Source organism: Streptomyces sp. P9-A4 (genome assembly GCF_036634195.1).
Lineage (GTDB): Bacteria > Actinomycetota > Actinomycetes > Streptomycetales > Streptomycetaceae > Streptomyces.
The window spans coordinates 1,457,962-1,478,672 of record NZ_JAZIFY010000001.1; the positions used below are offsets into that span (position 1 = coordinate 1,457,962).

Below are 20,711 nucleotides of genomic sequence, written 5' to 3' on the forward strand. Positions count from 1 at the left end.
GAGCACCTGGCGCACCGCTCCCGGGAGTAATTGTCGACTCATTCACAAGTCGTCTTACCTCCTTGGATGTCACCAGGAACATTTATCGATAGGTCAGCGTGGCACCATGCCGACGGTTGGCGACTCTATGGCGTGTCACCGCTCCGCAGCAACACAATCCGCCGGACCCGGCCCGATGTGTCGGCAACCGAACACGTCTCTGTCAAGGGCGCGCAGGCGTGCATCCACACGTTTCAGGGGTGCGCGAAACGGTTAAAGGGTTACGTTCGAGGCGAGTTGGCCGAACGTTACGGCAGGCCCGGAGACACGGCCGGCCGGACCTTGTCGAACAAGGTCCGGCCGGGTTCGTGGATTGACGGCACGCGTTGACGGCGGCGCCGTGGAGGTCAGCCCAGGAGGGTGCTGAGCTCGACGTGCTCGAGGCCGTGCGCCTCGGCGACCTCCTTGTAAACCACCTTGCCGTCATGGGTGTTGAGGCCCAGACCGAGCGCGGCGTCGCGGCGCAGCGCCTCGGCCCAGCCGTTGTTCGCCAGCGACACGATGTAGGGCAGCGTGGCGTTGGTGAGGGCGTAGGTGGAGGTGTTCGGGACCGCGCCGGGCATGTTGGCGACGCAGTAGAAGACCGAGTTGTGGACCTGGAAGGTCGGCTCGGTGTGGGTGGTCGCGTGCGAGTCCTCGAAGCAGCCGCCCTGGTCGATCGCGATGTCGACAAGGACACTTCCGGGCTTCATCTTGGCGACGAGCTCGTTGGTGACCAGCTTCGGGGCCTTGGCGCCCGGGATGAGGACCGCGCCGATGACGAGGTCGGCCTCGACGACGGCCTTCTCCAGCTCGTAGGCGTTGGAGACGATCGTCTGCACCTTGGTGCCGAAGATCTTGTCGGCCTCGCGGAGCTTGTTGATGTCCTTGTCGAGCAGGGTCACGTGGAAGCCCATGCCGACGGCGATCTGGGTGGCGTTCCAGCCGGAGACGCCGCCGCCGATGACGACGGCCTTGCCGGCGTGGGTACCGGGGACGCCGCCGGGCAGGACGCCGCGGCCGCCGGCCGAGCGCATCAGGTGGTAGGCGCCGACCTGCGGGGCCAGGCGGCCCGCGACCTCGGACATCGGGGCGAGCAGCGGGAGGGCGCGGTTCGCGGTCTCCACGGTCTCGTACGCGATGGCGGTGGTACCGGAGGCCAGGAGGGCGTCCGTGCACTCGCGGGAGGCGGCGAGGTGCAGGTAGGTGAAGAGGGTCTGGTCCTTGCGGAGGCGGTGGTACTCCTCCGCGATGGGCTCCTTGACCTTGAGCAGCAGGTCGGCGGTGGCCCAGACCTCGTCGGCGGTGGGGAGGATCTCGGCGCCGGCGGCGACGTACTCCTCGTCCGTGATCGAGGAGCCGACACCGGCGTTCTGCTCGACGAAGACCTGGTGGCCGTGGCGGACGAGCTCATGGACACCAGCAGGGGTGATGGCCACGCGGAACTCGTTGTTCTTGACCTCGCGGGGGATGCCGACCTTCATCGTCGATCACGGTCCTTGAATCATGGGGGATATCTGGGGCACTGCGATACATACCCGGACGCACTGCGGCGCACCGGGGCAGACCACGTTCACACGTGGCGGACCCAGTCTAATGAAGGAGTTCCCGCTGTCTAGCCTTTCAAAGTACTAATCTTTGCTGGAGCCACTGCGGATTTCGTAGGTGGATGATTCCGTTTCCAGCAACCTGTCGGCGGCGGCCCGGTGCAGCCGGGCGGCCGCCGGGTCACCGAGCCGGTCGAGGGTGTCGGCCAGCCGCAGCTGGAGCGCGGCCTGGAGCCGGGTGTCCTGGGCCCGCCGGGCCCACTCCACCGCCTCCTCGCAGGTCCGCAGCGATTCCTCGGGCCGTCCGGCGTACTCCTGGACCCGGGCCGCCTCGCTCAACGCCCGCGCGTAACCCGGGAGATCGTCGAGCCGCCGGTAGCCGGCCGCGGCGGCCCGCCAGTTCCGCAGCGCCTCGCCGTACCGGCCCGCGTAGGTCTGTACGGCGCCGAGGCGGGCGTACAGCCGGGCCTGGTCGGCCCGCTCGTCCCGGGCGAGACGCTGGGCGAGCGCCCGCCCGTACCAGTCGCCGGCCCGCTGCCAGTCTCCCAGCTCCTGATAGGAGCCACCTACGGATTCCATTGCGCGACCGGTCGCGTACGGGTCATTTGCTGCGCGTCCGGCATCCAAAGCCAACCGATATCGCAGCAGAGCGTCCTTCGTCCTGCCGGTCCGGGCATCGAGATCGGCCAGGTTCAGCAGGGCGGCGGCCCGCTCGCGGTGCAGCCCGTGCCGCTCGGCCACGTCCAGGACCAGCTGGTGCAGCCCGTACAGCTCGGGAGCGGCGGCCTCGGCGCCCCGGTGCGCCGCGAGCGCCCGGACCAGGGAGGCGACGAGGCGGCGGGCGAGGGTGTCGAGTTCCCCGTCGGCGACGGCGAGCCGGGCGGAGGCGAGCAGGAAGGACTGCCGGGAGCGCAGCCAGAGGGCCCCGGCGGCGGCGTTCGGGAAGCGCAGGGCGCGGGGCAGCCCGGCCAGCTTCCGGCGGGCGGCCGAGCCCTCGGGTTCGGTGACCGCACGGCAGGACTGGAGGAGCCGTACGGTCCGCTCCAGCATCCGGGCCCGCGCGAGCTGCACCTCGGCGGGCCGGTCGTGCTCCTCCAGCTGGGTACGGAGGAGGGGGACGAGATGGCCGGGCACCTCGTACTGCCCGTCCTCGACGGCGGTGACGAGCCCCAGGGCGGCGAAGTCGGCGAGGGTGGTGGCGGCGGCCGAGACCGAGCAGCCGGCCAGGGCGGAGGCCGTGTGGGCGTCCGCCCGGCCCAGCGGCGCCAGGGAGAGGAAGCGCAGTATCCGGGCGGCGGGCCCGGCGAGCGCCTGGTGGGCGAGGTGGAAGGCGCGGGTGAGCGGGTCGCCCGCGAGGGCGCGGAGCCGCTTGGCGAGGTCGGCCACGGAGGCGGTGGGCTCGCCGGCCAGCCAACCGCCGGCGAGGACGACGGCGGAGGGCAGCCCGCCGCACTCCTCGACGAGGGTCTCGGCGGCCTGCGGGTCGACGGTGACGCGTACGGAGCCGGTGAAGGCGGTGAGGAGTTCGATGGCCGACTTGGGGTCGAGCCCGCCGAGGGTGCAGGGCCGTACGTCGGGGATGCCGGTGAGCGGGCCCCGGGCGACGCCCACCACCAGGGTGTCGGGGTCGTCGGGGATCAGCGGGTCGGCCTGCTCGGCGTCGACGGCGTCGTCGAGGATCAGGACGGCGCGGCGGCCGGCGAGGGCACCGCGGACCAGTTCGGTCAGTTCGTCCTCGGCGGCGCCGGGGGGTTCGGCCACCCCGAGCACGGCGAGGAGTTCCCGGGCGACGCGGGCGGTGGGGACGGGGTCGCCACCGGGCTCGGTGAGCCGGGCCCGGAAGATCCCGTCGGGGTAGCGGTCGGTGAGTCCGGCGGCCAGTTCCTCGGCGAGCGCGGTGCGGCCGGAGCCGGGCTTCCCGGCGATGAGCAGGACGCGGGCCCGGGGCGCCTTGCGGCCGGTGAGGGTGTCGAGGCCGGTCCGCTCGATGTCGGCGCGCAGGGCCTTCAACTCCCGCTGCCGGCCGAAGAACTGCCGGCTGCCGGCCGCCGCCACCGCCTGATCCGTCACGGGCCACGCTCCCGTCCACCTGCACACGAGCCGATCCCGCGGGGTCTCCGCACGGGCGATCCCGAGCGTAGTTCAGGGCAGTGCGCGGACCTGGTGGAGCAGGGCGGACACATCCCCCGATCGGATCAACAGATCTTCACACCGGAAGCCCCCGTTACAGACCCCCGTCCCCGTGCGGGGCCGCACGGGGACGAGCGCCCGCACGCGCCCGCACCGGGACGTGCGCCGCTACGCCTCGAACGGCCGGGCCGGCCAGGGCGCCTCCGCCGGGCGCAGGGCGTCGAGCCCCTCCCCCGCACGCGCCGCCACCAGCGACAGCACTCCCACCACCAGGCAGTTGTTGTGCAGCTCCCCCGCGAGGACGCCCCGCACCAGCTCCGGCAGCGGCACCCGCGCCAGCTCCATGTCGGCCTCCTCCTCGGAGACCTCGAAGCGCTCCCCCTCCGCCTCCGCGACACCGCGCGCGAGGAAGATCCGTACCGCCTCGTCGCAGCCGCCCGGCGTCGTGTAGACGTCGGTCAGGACGCGCCAGTCCTCGGCCTTGACGTGCGCCTCCTCGTACAGCTCGCGCTGCGCCGCGTGCAGCGGGTTCTCACCGGGCACGTCGAGGAGTCCGGCGGGAATCTCCCAGAGCTTCTGCCGCACGGGGTGCCGGTACTGCCGGAGGACGAGCACGCGGTCCTGCTCGTCGAGGGCGAGGACGGCCACCGAACCGGGGTGGACCTGGTAGTCGCGGCGCGCGACCGTGCCGTCCGGCATGACCACGTCGTCCGTGCGGACACTCGTCTTGTTTCCCTTGAAGGGGGTGGTGGTGGCGACGACGCGCCACTCCTCCGGGGTGTCCTGCACGCGCATGAGTAGTCCTCTCGTACGAAAACCGGGGTACGGGTCCACAGGACCCGTACCCCGGTTACGTTAACGCGCCGTACTACTTGCCCGTCTTGCGCTCGACGGCCGCCTTCACCAGACCCGCGAAGAGCGGGTGCGGGCGGGTCGGACGGGAGCGCAGCTCCGGGTGCGCCTGGGTGGCGACCAGGTAGGGGTGGATCTCGCGCGGGTACTCGACGTACTCGACGAGCTTGTTGTCCGGGGAGGTGCCGGAGAAGACCAGACCGGCCTTCTTCTCCAGCTCCGCGCGGTAGGCGTTGTTGACCTCGTAGCGGTGGCGGTGGCGCTCGTCCACGTACGGCTGGTCGCCGTAGACCTCACGCACGATCGAGCCCTCGGCGAGCTTCGCCGGGTACAGCCCCAGGCGCATCGTTCCGCCCAGGTCGCCGGCGCCCTCGACGAACGCGAGCTGCTCCTCCATCGTCGAGACGACGGGGTGCGCGGTCGCCGGGTCGAACTCGGTGGAGTTCGCGTCCGGGATGTCCGCCAGGTTCCGCGCGGCCTCGATGACGATGCACTGCAGACCGAGGCAGATGCCGAGCAGCGGCACCTTGTTCTCGCGGGCGTACTGGATCGCGCCGATCTTGCCGTTCACACCGCGGTCGCCGAAGCCGCCGGGGATCAGGATCGCGTCGACGTCGCCGAGCTGCTTCTGCGCGCCCGCCGGGGTCCTGCACTCGTCGGAGGTGACCCACTTGACCTTGACGCGGGCCTTGTTGGCGAAGCCGCCGGCCCGCATGGCCTCGGTGATGGAGAGGTACGCGTCGGGCAGGTCGATGTACTTGCCGACGAGCGCGACCGTGACCTCGTGCTCCGGGTTGTGGACGCGGTCGAGGAGGTCCTCCCAGACGGTCCAGTCCACGTCGCGGAAGGGCAGGTCGAGCTTGCGGACGACATAGGCGTCCAGGCCCTCGGTGTGCAGCACCTTCGGGATGTCGTAGATCGACTTGGCGTCGATCGCGGCGACGACCGCGGCCTCGTCGACGTCGCACATCAGCGAGATCTTGCGCTTGATGGCGGTCGGGACCTCGCGGTCGGCGCGCAGCACGATCGCGTCCGGCTGGATGCCGATGTTGCGCAGCGCGGCGACCGAGTGCTGGGTCGGCTTGGTCTTCAGCTCACCGGAGGGGCCGATGTAGGGCAGCAGCGAGATGTGCACGACGAAGACGTTGTCGCGGCCGACCTCGTGGCGGACCTGGCGGACGGTCTCCAGGAAGGGCAGCGACTCGATGTCGCCGACCGTGCCGCCGACCTCGGTGATGACGACGTCGACGTCGTCGGTCGCCATGCGGCGGATCCGGGACTTGATCTCGTTGGTGATGTGCGGGATGACCTGCACGGTGTCACCGAGGTACTCGCCGCGCCGCTCCTTGGCGATGACCTGCGAGTAGACCTGGCCGGTGGTGACGTTGGCCGAGCCGTCGAGGTCGACGTCGAGGAAGCGCTCGTAGTGGCCGATGTCCAGGTCGGTCTCGGCGCCGTCGTTGGTGACGAACACCTCACCGTGCTGGAAGGGGTTCATCGTGCCCGGGTCGACGTTCAGGTACGGGTCGAGCTTCTGCATCGTGACCCGAAGGCCCCGGGCCTTGAGGAGCGCACCCAGGCTGGAGGCGGTCAGGCCCTTGCCGAGGCTGGAGGCGACACCCCCGGTGACGAAGATGTGCTTGGTCGTCGTGGTTTTGGGCGGCATCGCCAAGAGGGGGCTCCCGTGGTCGCGTTCTGGAGGTGCGTACCGGCGTCCCCTCCGGAAGAATCGGGGGGTGCCGTCGCTGCGGTTGCGGGGTCCTCGGCTGTCGCCGTTTCCCACCGGTCCACGGGGTACCAGGGTATCAGCGACATCGGGAGACCGCTTCCGGCCACACGCGGCAGTCGGGTGTACACGGACGGCGACATGGCGGCGGGGGCCCGCGGAAGGCGGGGTTCACCCGTTTGGAGCAGCGCGTCGCTCGTGTGATCACTACGGGCACGGGGCGCGTCGTATTCTGCTCGGACATCGCCCGCCGAGTCGGCCGGCTCGTCCCGCACACTGGCCGTACGGGCACACAGCACGAGGGCCCGACACCGCACAGACAGCACGCACATCCGTAGCAAGCGCCCCGCGGGGCGGACATGGCCGTTCGACTGGAGTGAAGCACGTGGCCGGGCGCATCGAGGATTACGCACTCATCGGGGACATGCAGACCGCGGCGCTGGTCTGCCGGGACGGCAGCGTCGACTGGCTCTGCCTCCCCCGCTTCGACTCCCACGCGGTCTTCGCCGGACTGCTCGGCACCGAGGAACACGGAATCTGGCGGGTGGGCCCCGCCGGTCCCGCGGACGCCGATCCGGCCCCGGCCGACCGGCGTCGCTACCTGGGCGACTCACTGATCCTGGAGTCCGAGTGGGACACCGATCGCGGCACGGTCCGGGTGACCGACTTCATGCCACCGCGCGACGGCGCGCCGCAGCTCATCCGGATCGTCGAGGGCGTCTCGGGCCGGGTGCGGATGCGTTCCACGCTGCGGATGCGGTTCAGCTACGGCCGGATCGTGCCCTGGGTCCACAAGGTCGGCGAGCGCACGGTCGCCGTCGCGGGACCGGACTCGGTGTGGCTGGACACGGACGCCGAGACCCACGGCAAGGACCTGACGACGTACTCCGAGTTCACCGTGAACCCCGGTGACCGGATCGCGTTCACGCTGTCCTGGCAGCCCTCCCACAAGGAGCCGCCGGCGCTGCCGGACCCCGAGGGGTCCCTGGCGGCGACCGCCGAGTTCTGGCGCGAATGGGTCGACCACTGTACGTACCACGGCCCCTACCGGGAGGCCGTGATCCGCTCCCTGATCACCCTCAAGGCGCTGACGTACGCGCCGACCGGCGGGATCGTGGCGGCGCCGACGACCTCGCTGCCCGAGGAGATCGGCGGCGTCCGCAACTGGGACTACCGCTACACCTGGCTGCGGGACGCGGCGATCACCCTCTCCTCGATGCTCCGCACCGGCTACCGCGAGGAGGCCCGCGCCTGGCGGGACTGGCTGCTCCGCGCCGTCGCGGGCGACCCGGAGAACCTCCAGATCATGTACGGCATCGCGGGCGAGCGGGAGCTCGGCGAGGCGGAGCTGGACTGGCTCCCGGGGTACGAGAACTCCGGCCCGGTCCGGGTCGGCAACGGCGCCGCCAACCAGCTCCAGCTGGACGTCTACGGCGAGGTCACCGAGGCCCTCCACCTCGCGCACATGACGGGACTCTCCCGCAACGACTACGCCTCGCTGCTCCAGATCAAGCTGATCAACTACCTGGAGAAGCACTGGGACCAGCCCGACGAGGGCATCTGGGAGGTGCGCGGCCCGCGCCGCCACTTCGTCCACTCCAAGGTGATGGCCTGGGTGGCCGTCGACCGCACGATCAAGCTGATCGAGTCCGGGGACGCCGACGGCCCGCTGGAGCGCTGGCACGAGCTGCGCGACGCGATCCACCGGGACGTCTGCGAGAAGGGCTACGACCCCGAGCGGAACACCTTCACGCAGTCGTACGGCTCCAAGGAGCTGGACGCCTCGCTGCTGCTCATCCCGCAGATGGGCTTCCTGCCGCCGGACGACAAGCGGGTCATCGGCACGATCGAGGCGATCCAGCGGGAGCTGTCCACGGAGGACGGCTTCGTGCTGCGCTACCCCACCTCCGGCGAGGAGGCCGGCGTCGACGGCCTGGAGGGCGACGAGGGCGCGTTCCTCGCGTGCTCCTTCTGGCTGGCGGACGACCTGGCGATGATCGGCCGCGTGGACGAGGCCCGCACGCTCTTCGAGCGGCTCCTCGCGCTCCGCAACGACCTGGGGCTGCTCGCGGAGGAGTGGGACCCGAGGCTCCAGCGGCAGGTGGGCAACTTCCCGCAGGCCTTCAGCCACGTCCCGCTGATCGACACGGCACTCCGCCTGACGGCGAGCGGGGCGTACGGCGGCTGACGGGGTCGTACGGGGGCCGGGCCGCCCTTCCAGCACGCGCGGGGCGGAGCCCGGACCTACGATGGGAAGGTCCCGTCCCCCCGCGTGAAAGGGGGGCTCCCATGGGTCCCCATATCTCAGAGAGCGCCCTGTCCGGGCTGATCGAGGACCTGGCCGGTGAGGTGATCATCCCCGGCGGTCCCGGCTACGACGAGGCGCGCGCCGTGCACAACGGCATGATCGACCGGCGTCCTTCGGTGATCGCCCAGTGCGCCACCCAGGCCGATGTGTCCAACGCGATCGTGTTCGGCCGCGAGGCCGAGCTGCCGATCGCGGTCCGCGGCGGCGGGCACAGCGTCGCCGGCACCTCCGTGATCGACGGCGCGCTGGTCGTCGACCTCCGCCGGATGCACGGCGTCGTCGTCGACCCCGAGAACATGACGGTACGGATCGAGGGCGGGGCGACCATGGCCCACCTGGACCACGCGTGCCAGCCCTTCCAGGTGGCGACGACCGGCGGCCGGGCGTCCACCACCGGCGTCGGCGGCTTCGTCCTGGGCGGCGGCTCGGGCTGGCTCGAGCGGAAGTTCGGGCTCGCCAGCGACAACCTGCTCGCCGCCGACCTGATCACCGCCGAGGGCAAGCACGTCCACACGGGCCCGGAGGACAGCCCCGAACTGTTCTGGGCGCTGCACGGCGGCGGCGGCAACTTCGGGGTGGCGACCTCGCTGACGATGCGGCTGCACCCGCTGCCCCGGCTGAGCATCGCGATGCTGCTCTACCTGCCGGACAACGCGCCCGAGGTGGTGCGCACCTTCCGCGATCTCGGGGCCGGCGCGTCCGACGACATGGGCGGTGGTGCCATCTACCTGCCCGCGCCCCCGATGCCGTTCATCCCCGAGGACCTGGTCGGCAAGCTGGTCTGCGGGGCGCTGTTCACGTACACCGGACCGGTCGCCGAGCTCCGCGAGTTCGCGGCGCCGCTGTTCGCGCTGGGTCCGGTGGTCGAGATCGTCATGGACATCCCGTACGTGGAACTGCAGACGCTGCTCGACGACCCGCCGGGGCTGCGGAACTACTGGTCGGCCGAGTACCTGCGGGACCTCCCCGACGAGGCCGTGGACATCTTCTGCGACCGGGGCGCCCGCATCCCGGCGTCGACCGCCACCCAGCACGTGCTGTTCCTGATGGGCGGGGCCGTGGCCGCCGGGCCCTCCGAGTACCCGCAGCCGTGGCGCACCGCCCCCTGGGCGGTGCACCCGTTCGCGACCTGGGAGGACCCCGCGTACGACGAGCAGGCGAAGCAGTGGGTGCACGACGTGCGGGCGGACGTGCGGCCGTGGGCGCTCGACGCGACGTATCTGAACTTCGTCGGCGCCGAGGGCGAGCAGCGGATCGTCTCCTCCTACGGGGAGGAGAACTACCGCCGGCTCGCCGCCGTGAAGGCCGCCTACGACCCCGACAACGTGTTCCGGTACAACCAGAACATCGCACCCGCGGGCTGAGAGGCGGGCGGGCCCGCCCGGCTCAGCTCAGCGCGGCGATCACCTCCTTGGCGGCCCGCTCCCCTTCCGTCGCCCCGCCCTCCATGAAGCCCTGGAAGTCGTAGGAACAGTGCTCGCCGCCGATGTGGACCCTGCCCTGGGCGGTGCCCTCGTACCCGGCGTACCGGTGGAGGTAGCCGACGGGCCAGCAGGAGTACGCGCCGAGGCTGTACGGGTTCTTGTGCCAGGCGGAGAGCTGGGCGCGCCCGGTGTACGCCCGTGAGGTGCCGGGGAAGAAGGCGTCGATGCCCGCCAGGTAGCGGGTGACGAGGCTCCGTACGTACGGGTCGGACTCGGTGGAGAAGGGCCCGGCCGGGTTCAGGTTCCTGGCCAGGCTGCCGCCGCCGTACTGGAGGAGGATGCCGCCGGTGCCGCCCTGGATCTTGGTGGTGTCCCAGGTCTGCTGGACCTCGCCGTCGGTGAAGCAGTCGCCGGCCGAGACGCCCGGCCAGGCGCCGGTGCCGCGCCAGGGGCGGGTGCCGAACTGCATGTTGAGCTTGGTGCAGTAGCCCATGCGGGCGTCCCGCAGGAGGCCCCGCATGAGCGGGTCGAAGGCGGCCTGCGAGAGGTCGAGCTGCTGGAGGATCGGCAGCGGGAGACAGAGGATCGTGCGGTCGGCGGTGACGGTCCGGGTGGCGCCGGCCTCGTTGAAGGTCAGCGTCTGGGTGCCGTCGGCGTTGGCACGTACGGCGGTGAGGGACCAGCCCTGGCGCAGGGTGCCGGGGGCGAGGGCCCCGGCGACGGCGTTCGGGAGCCGGTCGTTGCCGCCGACGATGTGGTAGCGCTCGTTGGAGAGGCCCCAGATGTTGAAGTTGCCGGGATTGGTCTGGTAGCCCATCAGCAGGACCAGGGCGAGCGAGGACTGCTCGGTGGTGTCGGCGCCGTACTCGACGTTGTAGGCGACGTCGATGAACCGGCCGAGCGGCGAGGAGTGCCCGCCGGGGACCCGCGACTCGATCCATTCGTACACCGACATGTTGTCGAGTGCGGTGCCGGTGGGGGTGGTCTGGTTCCAGTAGACGTCCCCCGCGTCGGAGAGGTCCCGGCGCAGCGCCTGGTAGACCGCCTTGAAGTCCTCGTCCGCCTGGGCGCGCGGGTAGTAGGCGCCGTTGAACCAGAGGACCTCCTCGGCTCCGTTGGGTCCGCCGCCGAGGAAGTCCTCCACGGTGAGGCCGAAGCGGCGGCAGAGTTCCAGGATCTTCTTGTGGCTGGTGTCGATCAGCTCGCCGCCGATCTCGGAGGTCTGCCCGTACGCCCAGTGGTCGCGCTGGGTCCACATGCGACCGCCGACCCTGGAGGGGTTCGCCTCGTAGAGCGCCGGGCTCAGTCCGGCGTCCTGGAGGGTGAGGGCGGCGGTGAGGCCGGAGATGCCCGCACCGACGACGGCGATCCGGGCGGTGCTCTTCACCGGCGGGGTGGGGGTGGCGGCGCGGGCCGGGGCGGCCGAGCCGAGGCCTGTCGCGCCGGCGCCGACGGCGATTCCGGCGGCTGCGGCGTACTTGAGCAGGGACCGGCGTCCGAGGGCGTCGGCCCGCATGCCGCGCAGCTCGTCGACGGGGATGTTCAGCCGGCGGGCATCGGCGTGCTCGGCGGCGAGGCGGTTCAGGAGGTGCATCGGGTTGGTGCGTGCCATGGGGCGCTCCTGGAGGTGGGTGGGATCAGCTCTGCGGTACGGCGACGGGGGCGGGTGCCTCTTCGGCGGGGCGCTCGGTGGCGTCCTCCAGGACGATCCGGCCGATGATCTCGTAGCGCTCGGGGCGCTTGGCCTTGAGGTAGAAGCCGAGGCCGAGGCCGCCGAAGAAGACGGTGCCGACGATCCAGGGGATCGCCTTGAAGAAGAGGGAGTCGGCGGCGAGACCGGCCGCGGTCTCCATGTTCATGATCAGCAGGACGACGACGGCGATCATCCCGATGCCACCGAGGAGCGGGGCGGTGAAGGTCTTGAACCAGTGCCGGTCCTCGGGGTGGTTCTTGCGGAAGTAGCCGATGACGGCGAAGGAGCAGAGGGTCTGGACGATGAGGATCGCCATGGTGCCGAGGATCGCGAGCAGCGTGTAGAGGTGGATGTACGGGTCCTGGCCGGTGAGCCAGAAGGCGGCGACGAGGCCGACGGCGATCGCGCTCTGCACGTACGAGGCGATGTACGGCGAACCGTGCCTGGCGTGCGTGCGACCGAGCGCCGGGTGGAGGAAGCCCTCGCGGCCGATGGCGTACAGGTAGCGGGAGGCGCACTGGTGGAAGGCCATCCCGCAGGCGAAGGAGCCGGTGAGCAGCAGCCACTGGAAGGCGTCGACGGCCCAGGCGCCGATGAAGGTCTGGGTGGGGGCGAAGAACAGGTCCAGGGGCGAGGCGGAGGCGGACAGCTTCACCGATTCGGCCAGGCCGTTCCCGGCGATCGTCATCCACGACACGTAGATGTAGAAGAGGCCGACGCCGGTGACGGAGATGAGGGTGGCGCGCGGGATGACCCGCTTGGGGTCGCGGGACTCCTCGCCGTACATGGCGGTCGACTCGAAGCCGACCCAGGACCAGAAGGCGAAGAAGAGACCGAGCCCGGCGGAGGTGCCGGTGAAGGCGTTCTTGGGGTTGATCGGCTCGACCGGGATGCCGTCGGGGCCGCCGCCGGCGATCAGGACGGCGGTGGCGACGGCGAACAGCACCGCGATCTCCGCGATGAGCATCACCCCGAGTGCCTTGGCCGTCAGGTTGATGTCGAAGTAGGAGAGCACGGCGGTGACGGCCAGCATGACCGCCGCGTACAGCACCCATGGCACGTCCACGCCGAGCTGGTCGGCCACGGTCGTCTTCGCGAAGTAGGCGAAGACACCGACGATCGAGGCCTCGAAGACGACGTACGCGAGGACGGCGAGCATGCCGGAGGCCATGCCCGCGATCCGGCCGAGGCCGTGCGAGATGTAGCCGTAGAAGGCGCCCGCGGCCGTGATCCGCTTGGCCATGGCGACGTAGCCGACGGAGAAGACGGTCAGGACGAGGGTCGCGAAGAGATATCCGGCGGGCGCGCCGGTGCCGTTGCCGAAGCCGACGGCGATGGGGAGGTTGCCGGTCATCGCGGTGATCGGGGCCGCGGTGGCCACGGCCATGAAGACGACGCCGACGAGTCCGACCGAATTCGCCTTCAGCCGGTGGACCTCTGGGGTGGAGTTCTCTGCCATGGCGCGAGAGCATCCTCGCGAGTGACGTAGGCCACAATCGACATGCGGTCGTGCAATTCCCGTCAGGGGGCGACGAGTTGTCGCCCCTGTGTGCGAACTGTCCGGTCCCGTGACCGTGGGGTGATGTCGCCGCAACACGGACGCGGGTAGCGTCCGGCTCCATGGACAATCAGGGCGGGATCACCGTGCAGCGGGCGCTTGAGCTCCCGGGTCTGCGCAGCGGGCTCCCGGAGGTCGTGGCCGGCGCGGACCGGCTGCACCGCACGGTGCGCTGGGTACACGCGGGCGAGGTGCCGAACATCGCTTCGCTGCTCAAGGGCGGTGAGCTGCTGCTGACCACGGGCCTCGGGCTGGGGACCCGGCCGGCCGAGCAGCGGGCTTTCGTACGGCGGCTTGCCGACCGGGGCATCGCCGCGCTCGTCGTCGAACTGGGGCCCCGTTTCGCGCGCCTCCCGGCGACGATAGTGGAGACCGCGCGGGCCGCCGGGCTGCCCCTGGTGCAGCTGCACCGCGAGGTCCCCTTCGTGGGCGTCACGGAGGAGATCCACACCGAGATCGTCAACGGCCACTACGCCCTCCAGCGGCAGGCCGAGGAGGTCCACCGGCAGTGCACGGTGGCGCTGCTCGGCGGCGGCGGCATCCCCCAGGTGCTCCGCATCCTGTCCGACTTCGCCGCCAACCCCGTCTTCCTGGAGACTCCCGACGGACAGCTGCTGTACGCGGCGGGCACCGAGTCCGGGCCCGCCGACCCGCTCCAGGTCTGGGACGGGCTGCGCGGCCAGCGGGCGGCCCGCGAGTCCGGCCCGCCCACCGGCACGGTCCTCGTCGACGTGCCCGGCGGCGGCCCCGGCACGTCCTCGGTACGGGCCCGCCTGGTCGTCCTCTCGGTCTCCGGCGCCCTCTCCCCCGTGCACCGGATGGCCGCCGAGCGCGCGGCCGGCCTCCTCGCCGTGGTCCTCATGCAGGCCCGGCAGGAGGAGGAGCTCGCCGCACGCGGCCGGGGCGACTTCCTGACCGACCTGGCGGAGGGCAGGATCACCGCCGAGGACGCCCCGGCGCAGGCCCGGGTCCTCGGCTTCAAGCCCGGCGACGGCCCGCTCCTCCCGGTGGTGATGCGCCTGGCCTCGGAGCTGTCCCCGTCGGGGAACTGGGCCCTGCTGGCCCGCGCGGTCCTCGAAGAGCTGGCCTCCGTCGGCGTCCCGGTCCTGCTGGGCGTCCGCCCGGTCGAGGGACGGGTGCCCCTCCTGCTGGGCCTGCGCTCGGAGACGGAGCGCACGGCGGTCGCCGACCGGGTCGCGGCGGCGCTCCGCGCGGGCGTGGCACGGGCCGGCCTGGAACGCGCCGGGGCGCACCCGCCGGTCGTCGTGGTCGGCGTCGCCGGCAGCTGGGCGGCCGCCTCGGCGGGCCTGCGGCACGCGGCGGAGACCGCGACGGCCGCGCAGGGCCTCTCGGAACTCCCCTGGTACGACGCCCGGCGCCTCGACATCGACCTGCTGCTGTGGCGACTGCACTTCCACGGGGACACGGTCCTCGCGGCGTTCGTGGACCGTGCGATCGGCCCGCTCCGCGAGCACGACCGCACGTCCCGGCCGCCGCTCCTGCCGACCCTGGAGACATATCTGGCGCACGCGGGCCGCAAGGCGGAGACGGCCCGGGAACTGCACCTCAACCGGCAGACCCTCTACAACCGTCTGGCCCGCATCTCGGAACTCCTGGGCACGGACCTGGACGACCCCCAGACGGTGCTGGCCCTCTCGCTGGCCCTCAGGGCCCGCCGCCACACGCCGTAGGAAGGCGCCCTGCCGGGCGGGCGTTCCACCCCGTGGAGCACCCGCCGCCGGGCTACCGCCCCGTCAGCTCGTCGTAGACGCTCAGCACATGCGCCACGGTCTCGTCCTCGGTGGGCCACGACCCCGCCTGCACCCGCCCGGCCGCCGCCAGGTCCATCCGCCGCTCCGTGTCGTCGAGCAGCCCCCGCACCGCGGCCGCGAGGGCGCCCGCGTCCCCGTACGGCACCAGTTCCGCCGCGTCCCCGACCAGTTCCGGCACTCCGCCGACCGCCGTGGCGACGAGCGGCACCCCGAGGCGCAGCGCTTCCTGGGCGAGCAGCGACCGCGCTTCCCACCGGGACGGCAGCACCGCGATGTCCGCCGCCGCGAGCAGCTCGGCGACGTCCTCCCGCCGCCCGATCAGCCGGACCGGCAGCTCCTCGTCCACGATCCGCCGCTGGAGAGCGGCCCGTTCGCACCCCTCCCCGGCGATCACGAGGAGCGGCTGAGGGTCGAGATCACGCCACTCCCGTGCCGCGTCGAGCAGCGTCCGGTATCCCCGGCCCCGTTCGAGCGCCCCGACGGCCATCAGCAACGGCCGCTCGACGGCGCCGAGTTCGGCACGGGCCTTGCCGTCGTGGAGGCATACGGGCCCACGGGCGGGCGGCACGGTGACGGGGGCGAGCCGGGCGTCACGGGCGCCGCGCCGCCGGGCCCGGTCGACCAGTTCGGAGGAGGTGGCGAGGACGACGGTCGCGGCGCGCACGGTCCTGCGCTCCAGGAGTCGCAGCACCCCGCCGGGCGCCCCGCACACCTGGTTCCGGCCGTCCCAGGTGGTGACGAGCGGAGTGCGACCGCTCGCACCGGCTCCCGCCCCGGACAGCGCGAGCGCGGCCCGGACGGAGGCCTGCAGGCCGTGGGCGTGGACCACGTCGGCGCCGATGCAGGCGTTGCGCAGCGCGGCGATCGTGGCGGGGTCGCCGAGGCGCGGCAGGGGCACGAAGTGCGCGCCGGCGCCGAGGTAGTCGTAGACGCGGTCGAGTTCGGCAGGGGCGCACACGGTCACCCGCACGCCCCTCGCCACCAGCCCCGAGGCAAGTGATCGGACGTGAGCGCTGCTGCCCGCGCTGCCGCCGCCCAGCACTTGGACCGTACGGAGCTGTGTCACCCGCCCAAGGATGCCAGCCCGCGCCCCTGACCGTACGCACGTTCCGCCACCGAAGTGGCGTGATTCCCGCCGCTGTTCCCTTGTACGGACGGAGTACGGCTCCGGGACCCGAACCCGCGGTTCACCCACTCGGGTGAGCGCACGAGACCCGCGCGCTCTCCCTCACCCGCAGTCGGCACCGCAGCCGCAGCCGACGACAGCGCCAGAGTCCGACCCAGAGCCCGAGTCCGAGTCCGAGTCCGAGTCCGACCCAGTCCCCGAAGCCATTCGCTCCGCCCAGACCGCCGCGCCGACCAGTCCCACCGCGTGGGCGGCCAGCCCGAGCCGCCCGTTGCCCGCGACGATCGCGCTGCCCACGGCGGCGCCGAGCGCGTGCGCGCCCGTGTCGCCGAGCATGGTGCGCTCACCGAGGTCGTCCCCGAGGACGGCCGCGACCGCCCCCATGGGCGCGGCGGCGAGCGGGCCGCGCAGCAGGCCTGGCGCGGCGAGCGCGAGCACGGTCAGCCCGGCCCGCCCCGGCCGTACATCCACCAGGTTGACCAGATGGGCGGTACCGGCGATGACGACCCCGGCGAGGAGCCGGTCCACGGCCCGTTCCTTGAGCAGCGCCCCCGCCACGAGCGAGGCGGCGCCGATCCCGAACAGCTTGACGGCCCCGCTGGTCACCTCGCCGTCGCGCAGCGCCGCCAGATGCGCCCGGAACCCGCGCCGGTGGTCGCCCTTCACGTCGTCGTACGCCCCGCAGGCACCGGCGGCCAGCACGACGAACGCGGCGGGCCCGCTCCCGGTGCCGACCGCGGCCCCGAGGGCCACGGCGGGCCCGGCGCACAGATCGACCGTCCGCCCGGCGTAGTTCACCCGCGTCCAGCGCCCGCACCCGGACACCTGCCCGCCGGGCGCTTCGGACACCCGCCCGCGCAGCCCCTCATACACCACCCTGCTCACCCCGGCGGCCCGGACGAAGGCGGCGATCCGCCCGCCCGTCCCCCGGGCCGTGCCCGCGGGCCTCACCCGTCCGCCCGAGCCGTGGCGAGCAGCTCCTCCGCGTGGGCCCTGGCCGTCTCGGAGTCCTCCTGGCCGGCGAGCATCCGGGAGAGTTCCCGTACCCGCTCCTCGCCCTCGAGGACGGTCACGCCGGACCGGGTCACGGACCCGTCGTTGGTCTTCTCCACGAGCAGCTGCCGGTCCGCGAAGGCCGCGACCTGCGGAAGGTGGGTGACGACCACGACCTGCGCGGACCTGGCGAGCTTGGCGAGCCGGCGGCCGATCTCGACGGCCGCCTTGCCGCCGACACCCGCGTCGACCTCGTCGAAGAGATACGTCGGCACGGGATCGACCCCGGCGAAGACGACCTCCACGGCGAGCATCACCCGGGACAGCTCACCGCCGGACGCGCCCTTGGCGATGGGCCGGGGCGGGGCGCCGGGGTGCGGGGCGAGCAGCAGCTCGACCTCGTCGGCCCCGGACGGGCCGTAGGCGACCCGGCGTCCGCCGACCTCGACCCCCTCGGGGTCCTCGGTCTGCGCGATGGCGAAGGACACGCGCGCGTGCGGCATGGCGAGCGAGGCGAGTTCGGCGGTGACCGCGTCGGCGAACCGGGCGGCGGTCTCCGTGCGCGCGTCGGTGAGCCGCTGCGCGAGCACCGAAAGCTCGTCCCGCAGCCGGTCGCGCTCGGCGGTGAGTTCCTCGACGCGGTCGTCGTCGCCGTCCAGCTCGCCGAGCCGGTCCGCGCTCTCCTCGGCCCAGACGAGGACGGTGGCGATGTCCTCGCCGTACTTCCGGGTCAGCTGCGTGAGCAGGGCGCGCCGCTCCTCCACGGCGGCGAGCCGCAGCGGGTCGGCGTCGAGGTTGTCGGCGTATCCGGCGAGTTCGGTGGCCACGTCACCGAGCAGGATGGAGATCTCCCCCATCCGGTCGGCGAGCGCGGCGAGCGCCGGGTCGTGGGACCGTACGGCCTCCAGGGCCCGCCCCGCGCCCGCGACGAGCGTCGTGGCGTCGACGGACTCGGGGTCCTCGGGAACGCCCGCGAGCGCGGCGTGCGCCAGCGCGGCGGCGGAGGCCAGGGCCTCGGCGTGCCCGAGCCGCTCCGCCTCGGCGGCGAGTTCGGTGTCCTCCCCGGCGCGCGGGGCGACGGCCTCGATCTCACCGAGCCCGAACCGCAGCAGATCGGCCTCCTGGGCCCGCTCCCGGGCCCGGGTGGTGATCTCGTCGAGTTCCCCGGTGATCGCGCGGAGCCGCCGGTAGGCCTCGCCGTAGGCGGCGAGCGGTCCGGAGACGGCCCCGCCCGCGTACCGGTCGAGCGCGCCGCGCTGCCGGGCGGGCTTGAGCAGGCCCTGCTGGTCGGTCTGGCCGTGGACGGCGACGAGTTCGTCGGCGAGTTCGGCGAGCAGCCCGACGGGCACCGAGCGCCCGCCGAGGTGGGCCCGTGAGCGCCCTTCGGCGGAGACGGTACGGCTGACGAGCAGCACCCCGTCGTCCAGCTCCGCCCCGGCCTCCTCGGCGCGTACGGCGGCGGGCGCGCCCGGGGGCACGCTGATCCGCCCCTCGACGACGGCCGAGGCCGCGCCGATCCGCACCAGGGCCGGGTCGGCACGTCCACCGAGCAGCAGCCCGAGGCTGGTCACCACCATGGTCTTGCCCGCACCGGTCTCACCGGTCACCGCGGTGAAGCCGGGCGACAGCTCGACCACCGCGTCGTCGATGACCCCGAGCGACCGTATCCGCATCTCCTCCAGCACGCCCCAGACCATACGAGGTTTCCCTGCCGCGACGCGACATCACCCCCGGGCGTAACCCTCCGGCGCGCCGATCGTTCCGGACCCCGGGAGGCGGAGGCACACCCCGCACGGAGGGGCCTCGGCCCGCCCCGTACGGAGGGATCTCAGCGGGCCCCGCCGCGCCACCCCGACACGGGCAGCGCGAACTTGGCGACGAGCCGGTCCGTGAAGGAGGCGTGGTGCAGCCGGGCGAGCCGGACCGGGACGGCGCCCCGGCGCACCTCGACCCGCGCTCCGGCCGGGAGTTCCACCGTCCGCCGCCCGTCGCACCAGAGCACCCCGTGCGGGGTGTGGGGTTCGACCTCGACGGCGAGCACCGATTCGGGAGTGGTGATCAGCGGCTTGGCGAAGAGGGCGTGGGCCCCGATCGGGACCATGAGCAGCGCCTCGACCTCGGGCCAGACGACCGGGCCGCCCGCCGAGAAGGCGTAGGCGGTGGAGCCGGTCGGTGTCGCGCAGATCACCCCGTCGCAGCCGAAGCCGGTCACGGGGCGCCCGTCGATCGCGAGGACGACCTCCAGCATCCGTTCGGGGGACACCTTCTGCACGGCCGCCTCGTTGAGCGCCCAGTCCCGGTGCAGGACGTCGCCGTTCTCGTACACGACGACGTCGAGGGTCATCCGCTCCTCGACCTCGTACGCCTTGGTCACGACCCTGTCGACGACCTTGTCCAGGTCGTCGCGCTCGGCCTCCGCGAGGAAGCCGACCCGGCCGAGGTTGACGCCGAGCATCGGCACGCCGGAGGCGCGGGAGAACTCCGCGCCGCGCAGCAGGGTGCCGTCGCCGCCGAGGACGACGAGGAGTTCACAGCCGTCGAGGGCGTCGGAGCAGGCCTCCGGCACCTTCTCGACGGACGGCGGCAGCGGCAGGTCCGCCGCCTCGGCCTCCAGGACACGGACGCCGATGCCACAGCGCAGCAGCCCGAGGACCACCAGTTCGGCGCTGCGCACGGCGGCCGGCCGGCCGGTGTGCGCGAGCAGGAATACGGTACGTGGTGCGGTCTCTGGTGCTGTTGCCGTTGAGCTCAACGAGGTCCTTCCGCCACGGCGCGGTCGACATCCGCCGGATCCAGCGCGGGCGCGCCTGCCCGCAGCCACAGAAAGTACTCGACGTTGCCGGAGGGGCCGGGCAGCGGGCTCGCGGTGACGCCCAGGACACCGAGCCCGAGTTCGGCGGCCCGCCGGGCCACGTTCTTCACGGCGTCCGCGCGGAGTTCGGTGCTCCGGACGACTCCGCCGGTGCCGAGCCGCTCCTTGCCCACCTCGAACTGCGGCTTCACCATGAGGACGAGGTCGGCGCCGGGCGCCGTACAGGCCGTGAGGGCGGGCAGGACGAGGCCCAGCGGGATGAAGGACAGATCGCCGACGACCAGGTCGACGGGGACGCCGTCGATCGCTTCGACCGTCAACTCGCGTACGTTCGTACGGTCCTTCACGGTGACCCGCTCGTCGCTCTGGAGCGACCAGGCGAGCTGCCCGTAGCCGACGTCGACGGCGACGACATGGGCGGCGCCCGCGCGCAGCAGGACGTCGGTGAAGCCGCCGGTGGAGGCTCCGGCGTCCAGGGCCCGCCGGCCCTCGACCTTCAGCCCGAGCGGGACGAAGGCGGCGAAGGCCCCGGCGAGCTTGTGGCCGCCGCGCGAGACGTAGTCGGGGTCCGAGTCGTCCGGGACCACGACGATGGCCGCGGCGGTCTCGACCTGGGTGGCGGGCTTGGTGGCGACGGTCTTGCCGACGGTCACCCGGCCCGCGGCGATCAGCTGACTGGCGTGCTCGCGCGAGCGCGCGAGCTTGCGCCGGACCAGCTCGGCGTCGAGACGGCGGCGTGCCACTCCTGCCAC

14 protein-coding genes are annotated in these 20,711 nt (G+C 72.5%); 3 read left to right on the forward strand and 11 right to left on the reverse strand.

The features are described 5' to 3' along the window. Positions 1-386: 386 nt before the first annotated feature. From ald to V4Y03_RS06550, 4 genes are all read right to left on the reverse strand, one after another. The gene (ald, locus tag V4Y03_RS06535) at positions 387-1,502 is read right to left on the reverse strand and encodes an alanine dehydrogenase (protein ID WP_317875610.1); all 1,116 of its coding nucleotides are present in this window, start codon (positions 1,500-1,502) and stop codon (positions 387-389) included. Between the two features lie 147 nt (positions 1,503-1,649). Continuing rightward, a complete protein-coding gene (locus tag V4Y03_RS06540; RefSeq protein WP_332434307.1) occupies positions 1,650-3,635 on the reverse strand; it encodes a tetratricopeptide repeat protein in 1,986 nt (661 codons plus the stop codon). Positions 3,636-3,863: 228 nt separating this feature from the next. After that, positions 3,864-4,490: an NUDIX hydrolase gene (locus V4Y03_RS06545; protein ID WP_317875608.1), complete on the reverse strand. Its 627-nt coding sequence runs from the start codon at positions 4,488-4,490 to the stop codon at positions 3,864-3,866. A gap of 73 nt (positions 4,491-4,563) precedes the next feature. Continuing rightward, positions 4,564-6,213, reverse strand: coding sequence for a CTP synthase (locus V4Y03_RS06550; RefSeq protein WP_317875607.1), 1,650 nt, complete (start codon positions 6,211-6,213; stop codon positions 4,564-4,566). A gap of 445 nt (positions 6,214-6,658) precedes the next feature. Between V4Y03_RS06550 and V4Y03_RS06555 the strand changes: the two genes are divergently transcribed. Together V4Y03_RS06555 and V4Y03_RS06560 are read left to right on the forward strand one after the other, a co-directional pair. Beyond that, on the forward strand, positions 6,659-8,461 hold the full coding sequence (locus tag V4Y03_RS06555; protein WP_317875606.1) for a glycoside hydrolase family 15 protein: 1,803 nt from the start codon (positions 6,659-6,661) through the stop codon (positions 8,459-8,461). 101 nt (positions 8,462-8,562) lie between these two features. Next, entirely contained in the window at positions 8,563-9,945 is a 1,383-nt protein-coding gene (locus V4Y03_RS06560) for an FAD-binding oxidoreductase (RefSeq protein ID WP_332434308.1), read from the forward strand. Positions 9,946-9,967: 22 nt separating this feature from the next. Here V4Y03_RS06560 and V4Y03_RS06565 read toward each other — a convergent pair whose 3' ends face one another. Both V4Y03_RS06565 and V4Y03_RS06570 read right to left on the reverse strand, forming a co-directional pair. Continuing rightward, positions 9,968-11,617 (reverse strand): flavin monoamine oxidase family protein, encoded by a 1,650-nt coding sequence (locus V4Y03_RS06565; RefSeq protein WP_332434309.1) that lies wholly within the window; start codon positions 11,615-11,617, stop codon positions 9,968-9,970. 25 nt (positions 11,618-11,642) lie between these two features. Then, positions 11,643-13,157 (reverse strand): APC family permease, encoded by a 1,515-nt coding sequence (locus V4Y03_RS06570; RefSeq protein ID WP_317875603.1) that lies wholly within the window; start codon positions 13,155-13,157, stop codon positions 11,643-11,645. A gap of 161 nt (positions 13,158-13,318) precedes the next feature. On the opposite strand from V4Y03_RS06570, the gene V4Y03_RS06575 reads away from it, so the two are divergent. Beyond that, positions 13,319-14,947, forward strand: a complete 1,629-nt coding sequence (locus V4Y03_RS06575) for a PucR family transcriptional regulator (RefSeq protein WP_332434310.1) — start codon at positions 13,319-13,321, stop codon at positions 14,945-14,947. A 52-nt stretch (positions 14,948-14,999) separates the two neighbouring features. Here the strand turns inward: V4Y03_RS06575 and V4Y03_RS06580 are convergent, their stop codons facing one another. The 5 genes from V4Y03_RS06580 to V4Y03_RS06600 all read right to left on the reverse strand — a co-directional run bounded on the left by V4Y03_RS06580 (position 15,000) and on the right by V4Y03_RS06600 (position 20,711). Continuing rightward, positions 15,000-16,094, reverse strand: a complete 1,095-nt coding sequence (locus tag V4Y03_RS06580) for a glycosyltransferase family 4 protein (RefSeq protein ID WP_332434311.1) — start codon at positions 16,092-16,094, stop codon at positions 15,000-15,002. A gap of 162 nt (positions 16,095-16,256) precedes the next feature. Beyond that, positions 16,257-17,066, reverse strand: a complete 810-nt coding sequence (locus V4Y03_RS06585) for a hypothetical protein (RefSeq protein WP_443079864.1) — start codon at positions 17,064-17,066, stop codon at positions 16,257-16,259. Between the two features lie 35 nt (positions 17,067-17,101). Further along, positions 17,102-18,844: a DNA repair protein RecN gene (recN, locus tag V4Y03_RS06590; protein ID WP_332434313.1), complete on the reverse strand. Its 1,743-nt coding sequence runs from the start codon at positions 18,842-18,844 to the stop codon at positions 17,102-17,104. 131 nt (positions 18,845-18,975) lie between these two features. Continuing rightward, the gene (locus tag V4Y03_RS06595) at positions 18,976-19,899 is read right to left on the reverse strand and encodes an NAD kinase (protein WP_056557640.1); all 924 of its coding nucleotides are present in this window, start codon (positions 19,897-19,899) and stop codon (positions 18,976-18,978) included. Then, positions 19,896-20,711, reverse strand: a complete 816-nt coding sequence (locus V4Y03_RS06600; protein ID WP_317877271.1) for a TlyA family RNA methyltransferase — start codon at positions 20,709-20,711, stop codon at positions 19,896-19,898. The genes V4Y03_RS06595 and V4Y03_RS06600 overlap by 4 nt, the downstream gene beginning before the upstream one ends.

Coding starts and splice junctions, on each gene's coding strand:
- ald (WP_317875610.1), bottom strand. CDS start 1,502: ATGAAGGTCGGCATCCCCCGCGAGGTCAAGAACAACGAGTTCCGCGTG.
- V4Y03_RS06565 (WP_332434309.1), bottom strand. CDS start 11,617: ATGGCACGCACCAACCCGATGCACCTCCTGAACCGCCTCGCCGCCGAG.
- V4Y03_RS06575 (WP_332434310.1), top strand. CDS start 13,319: ATGGACAATCAGGGCGGGATCACCGTGCAGCGGGCGCTTGAGCTCCCG.
- V4Y03_RS06545 (WP_317875608.1), bottom strand. CDS start 4,490: ATGCGCGTGCAGGACACCCCGGAGGAGTGGCGCGTCGTCGCCACCACC.
- V4Y03_RS06550 (WP_317875607.1), bottom strand. CDS start 6,213: ATGCCGCCCAAAACCACGACGACCAAGCACATCTTCGTCACCGGGGGT.
- V4Y03_RS06560 (WP_332434308.1), top strand. CDS start 8,563: ATGGGTCCCCATATCTCAGAGAGCGCCCTGTCCGGGCTGATCGAGGAC.
- V4Y03_RS06570 (WP_317875603.1), bottom strand. CDS start 13,157: ATGGCAGAGAACTCCACCCCAGAGGTCCACCGGCTGAAGGCGAATTCG.
- recN (WP_332434313.1), bottom strand. CDS start 18,844: ATGGTCTGGGGCGTGCTGGAGGAGATGCGGATACGGTCGCTCGGGGTC.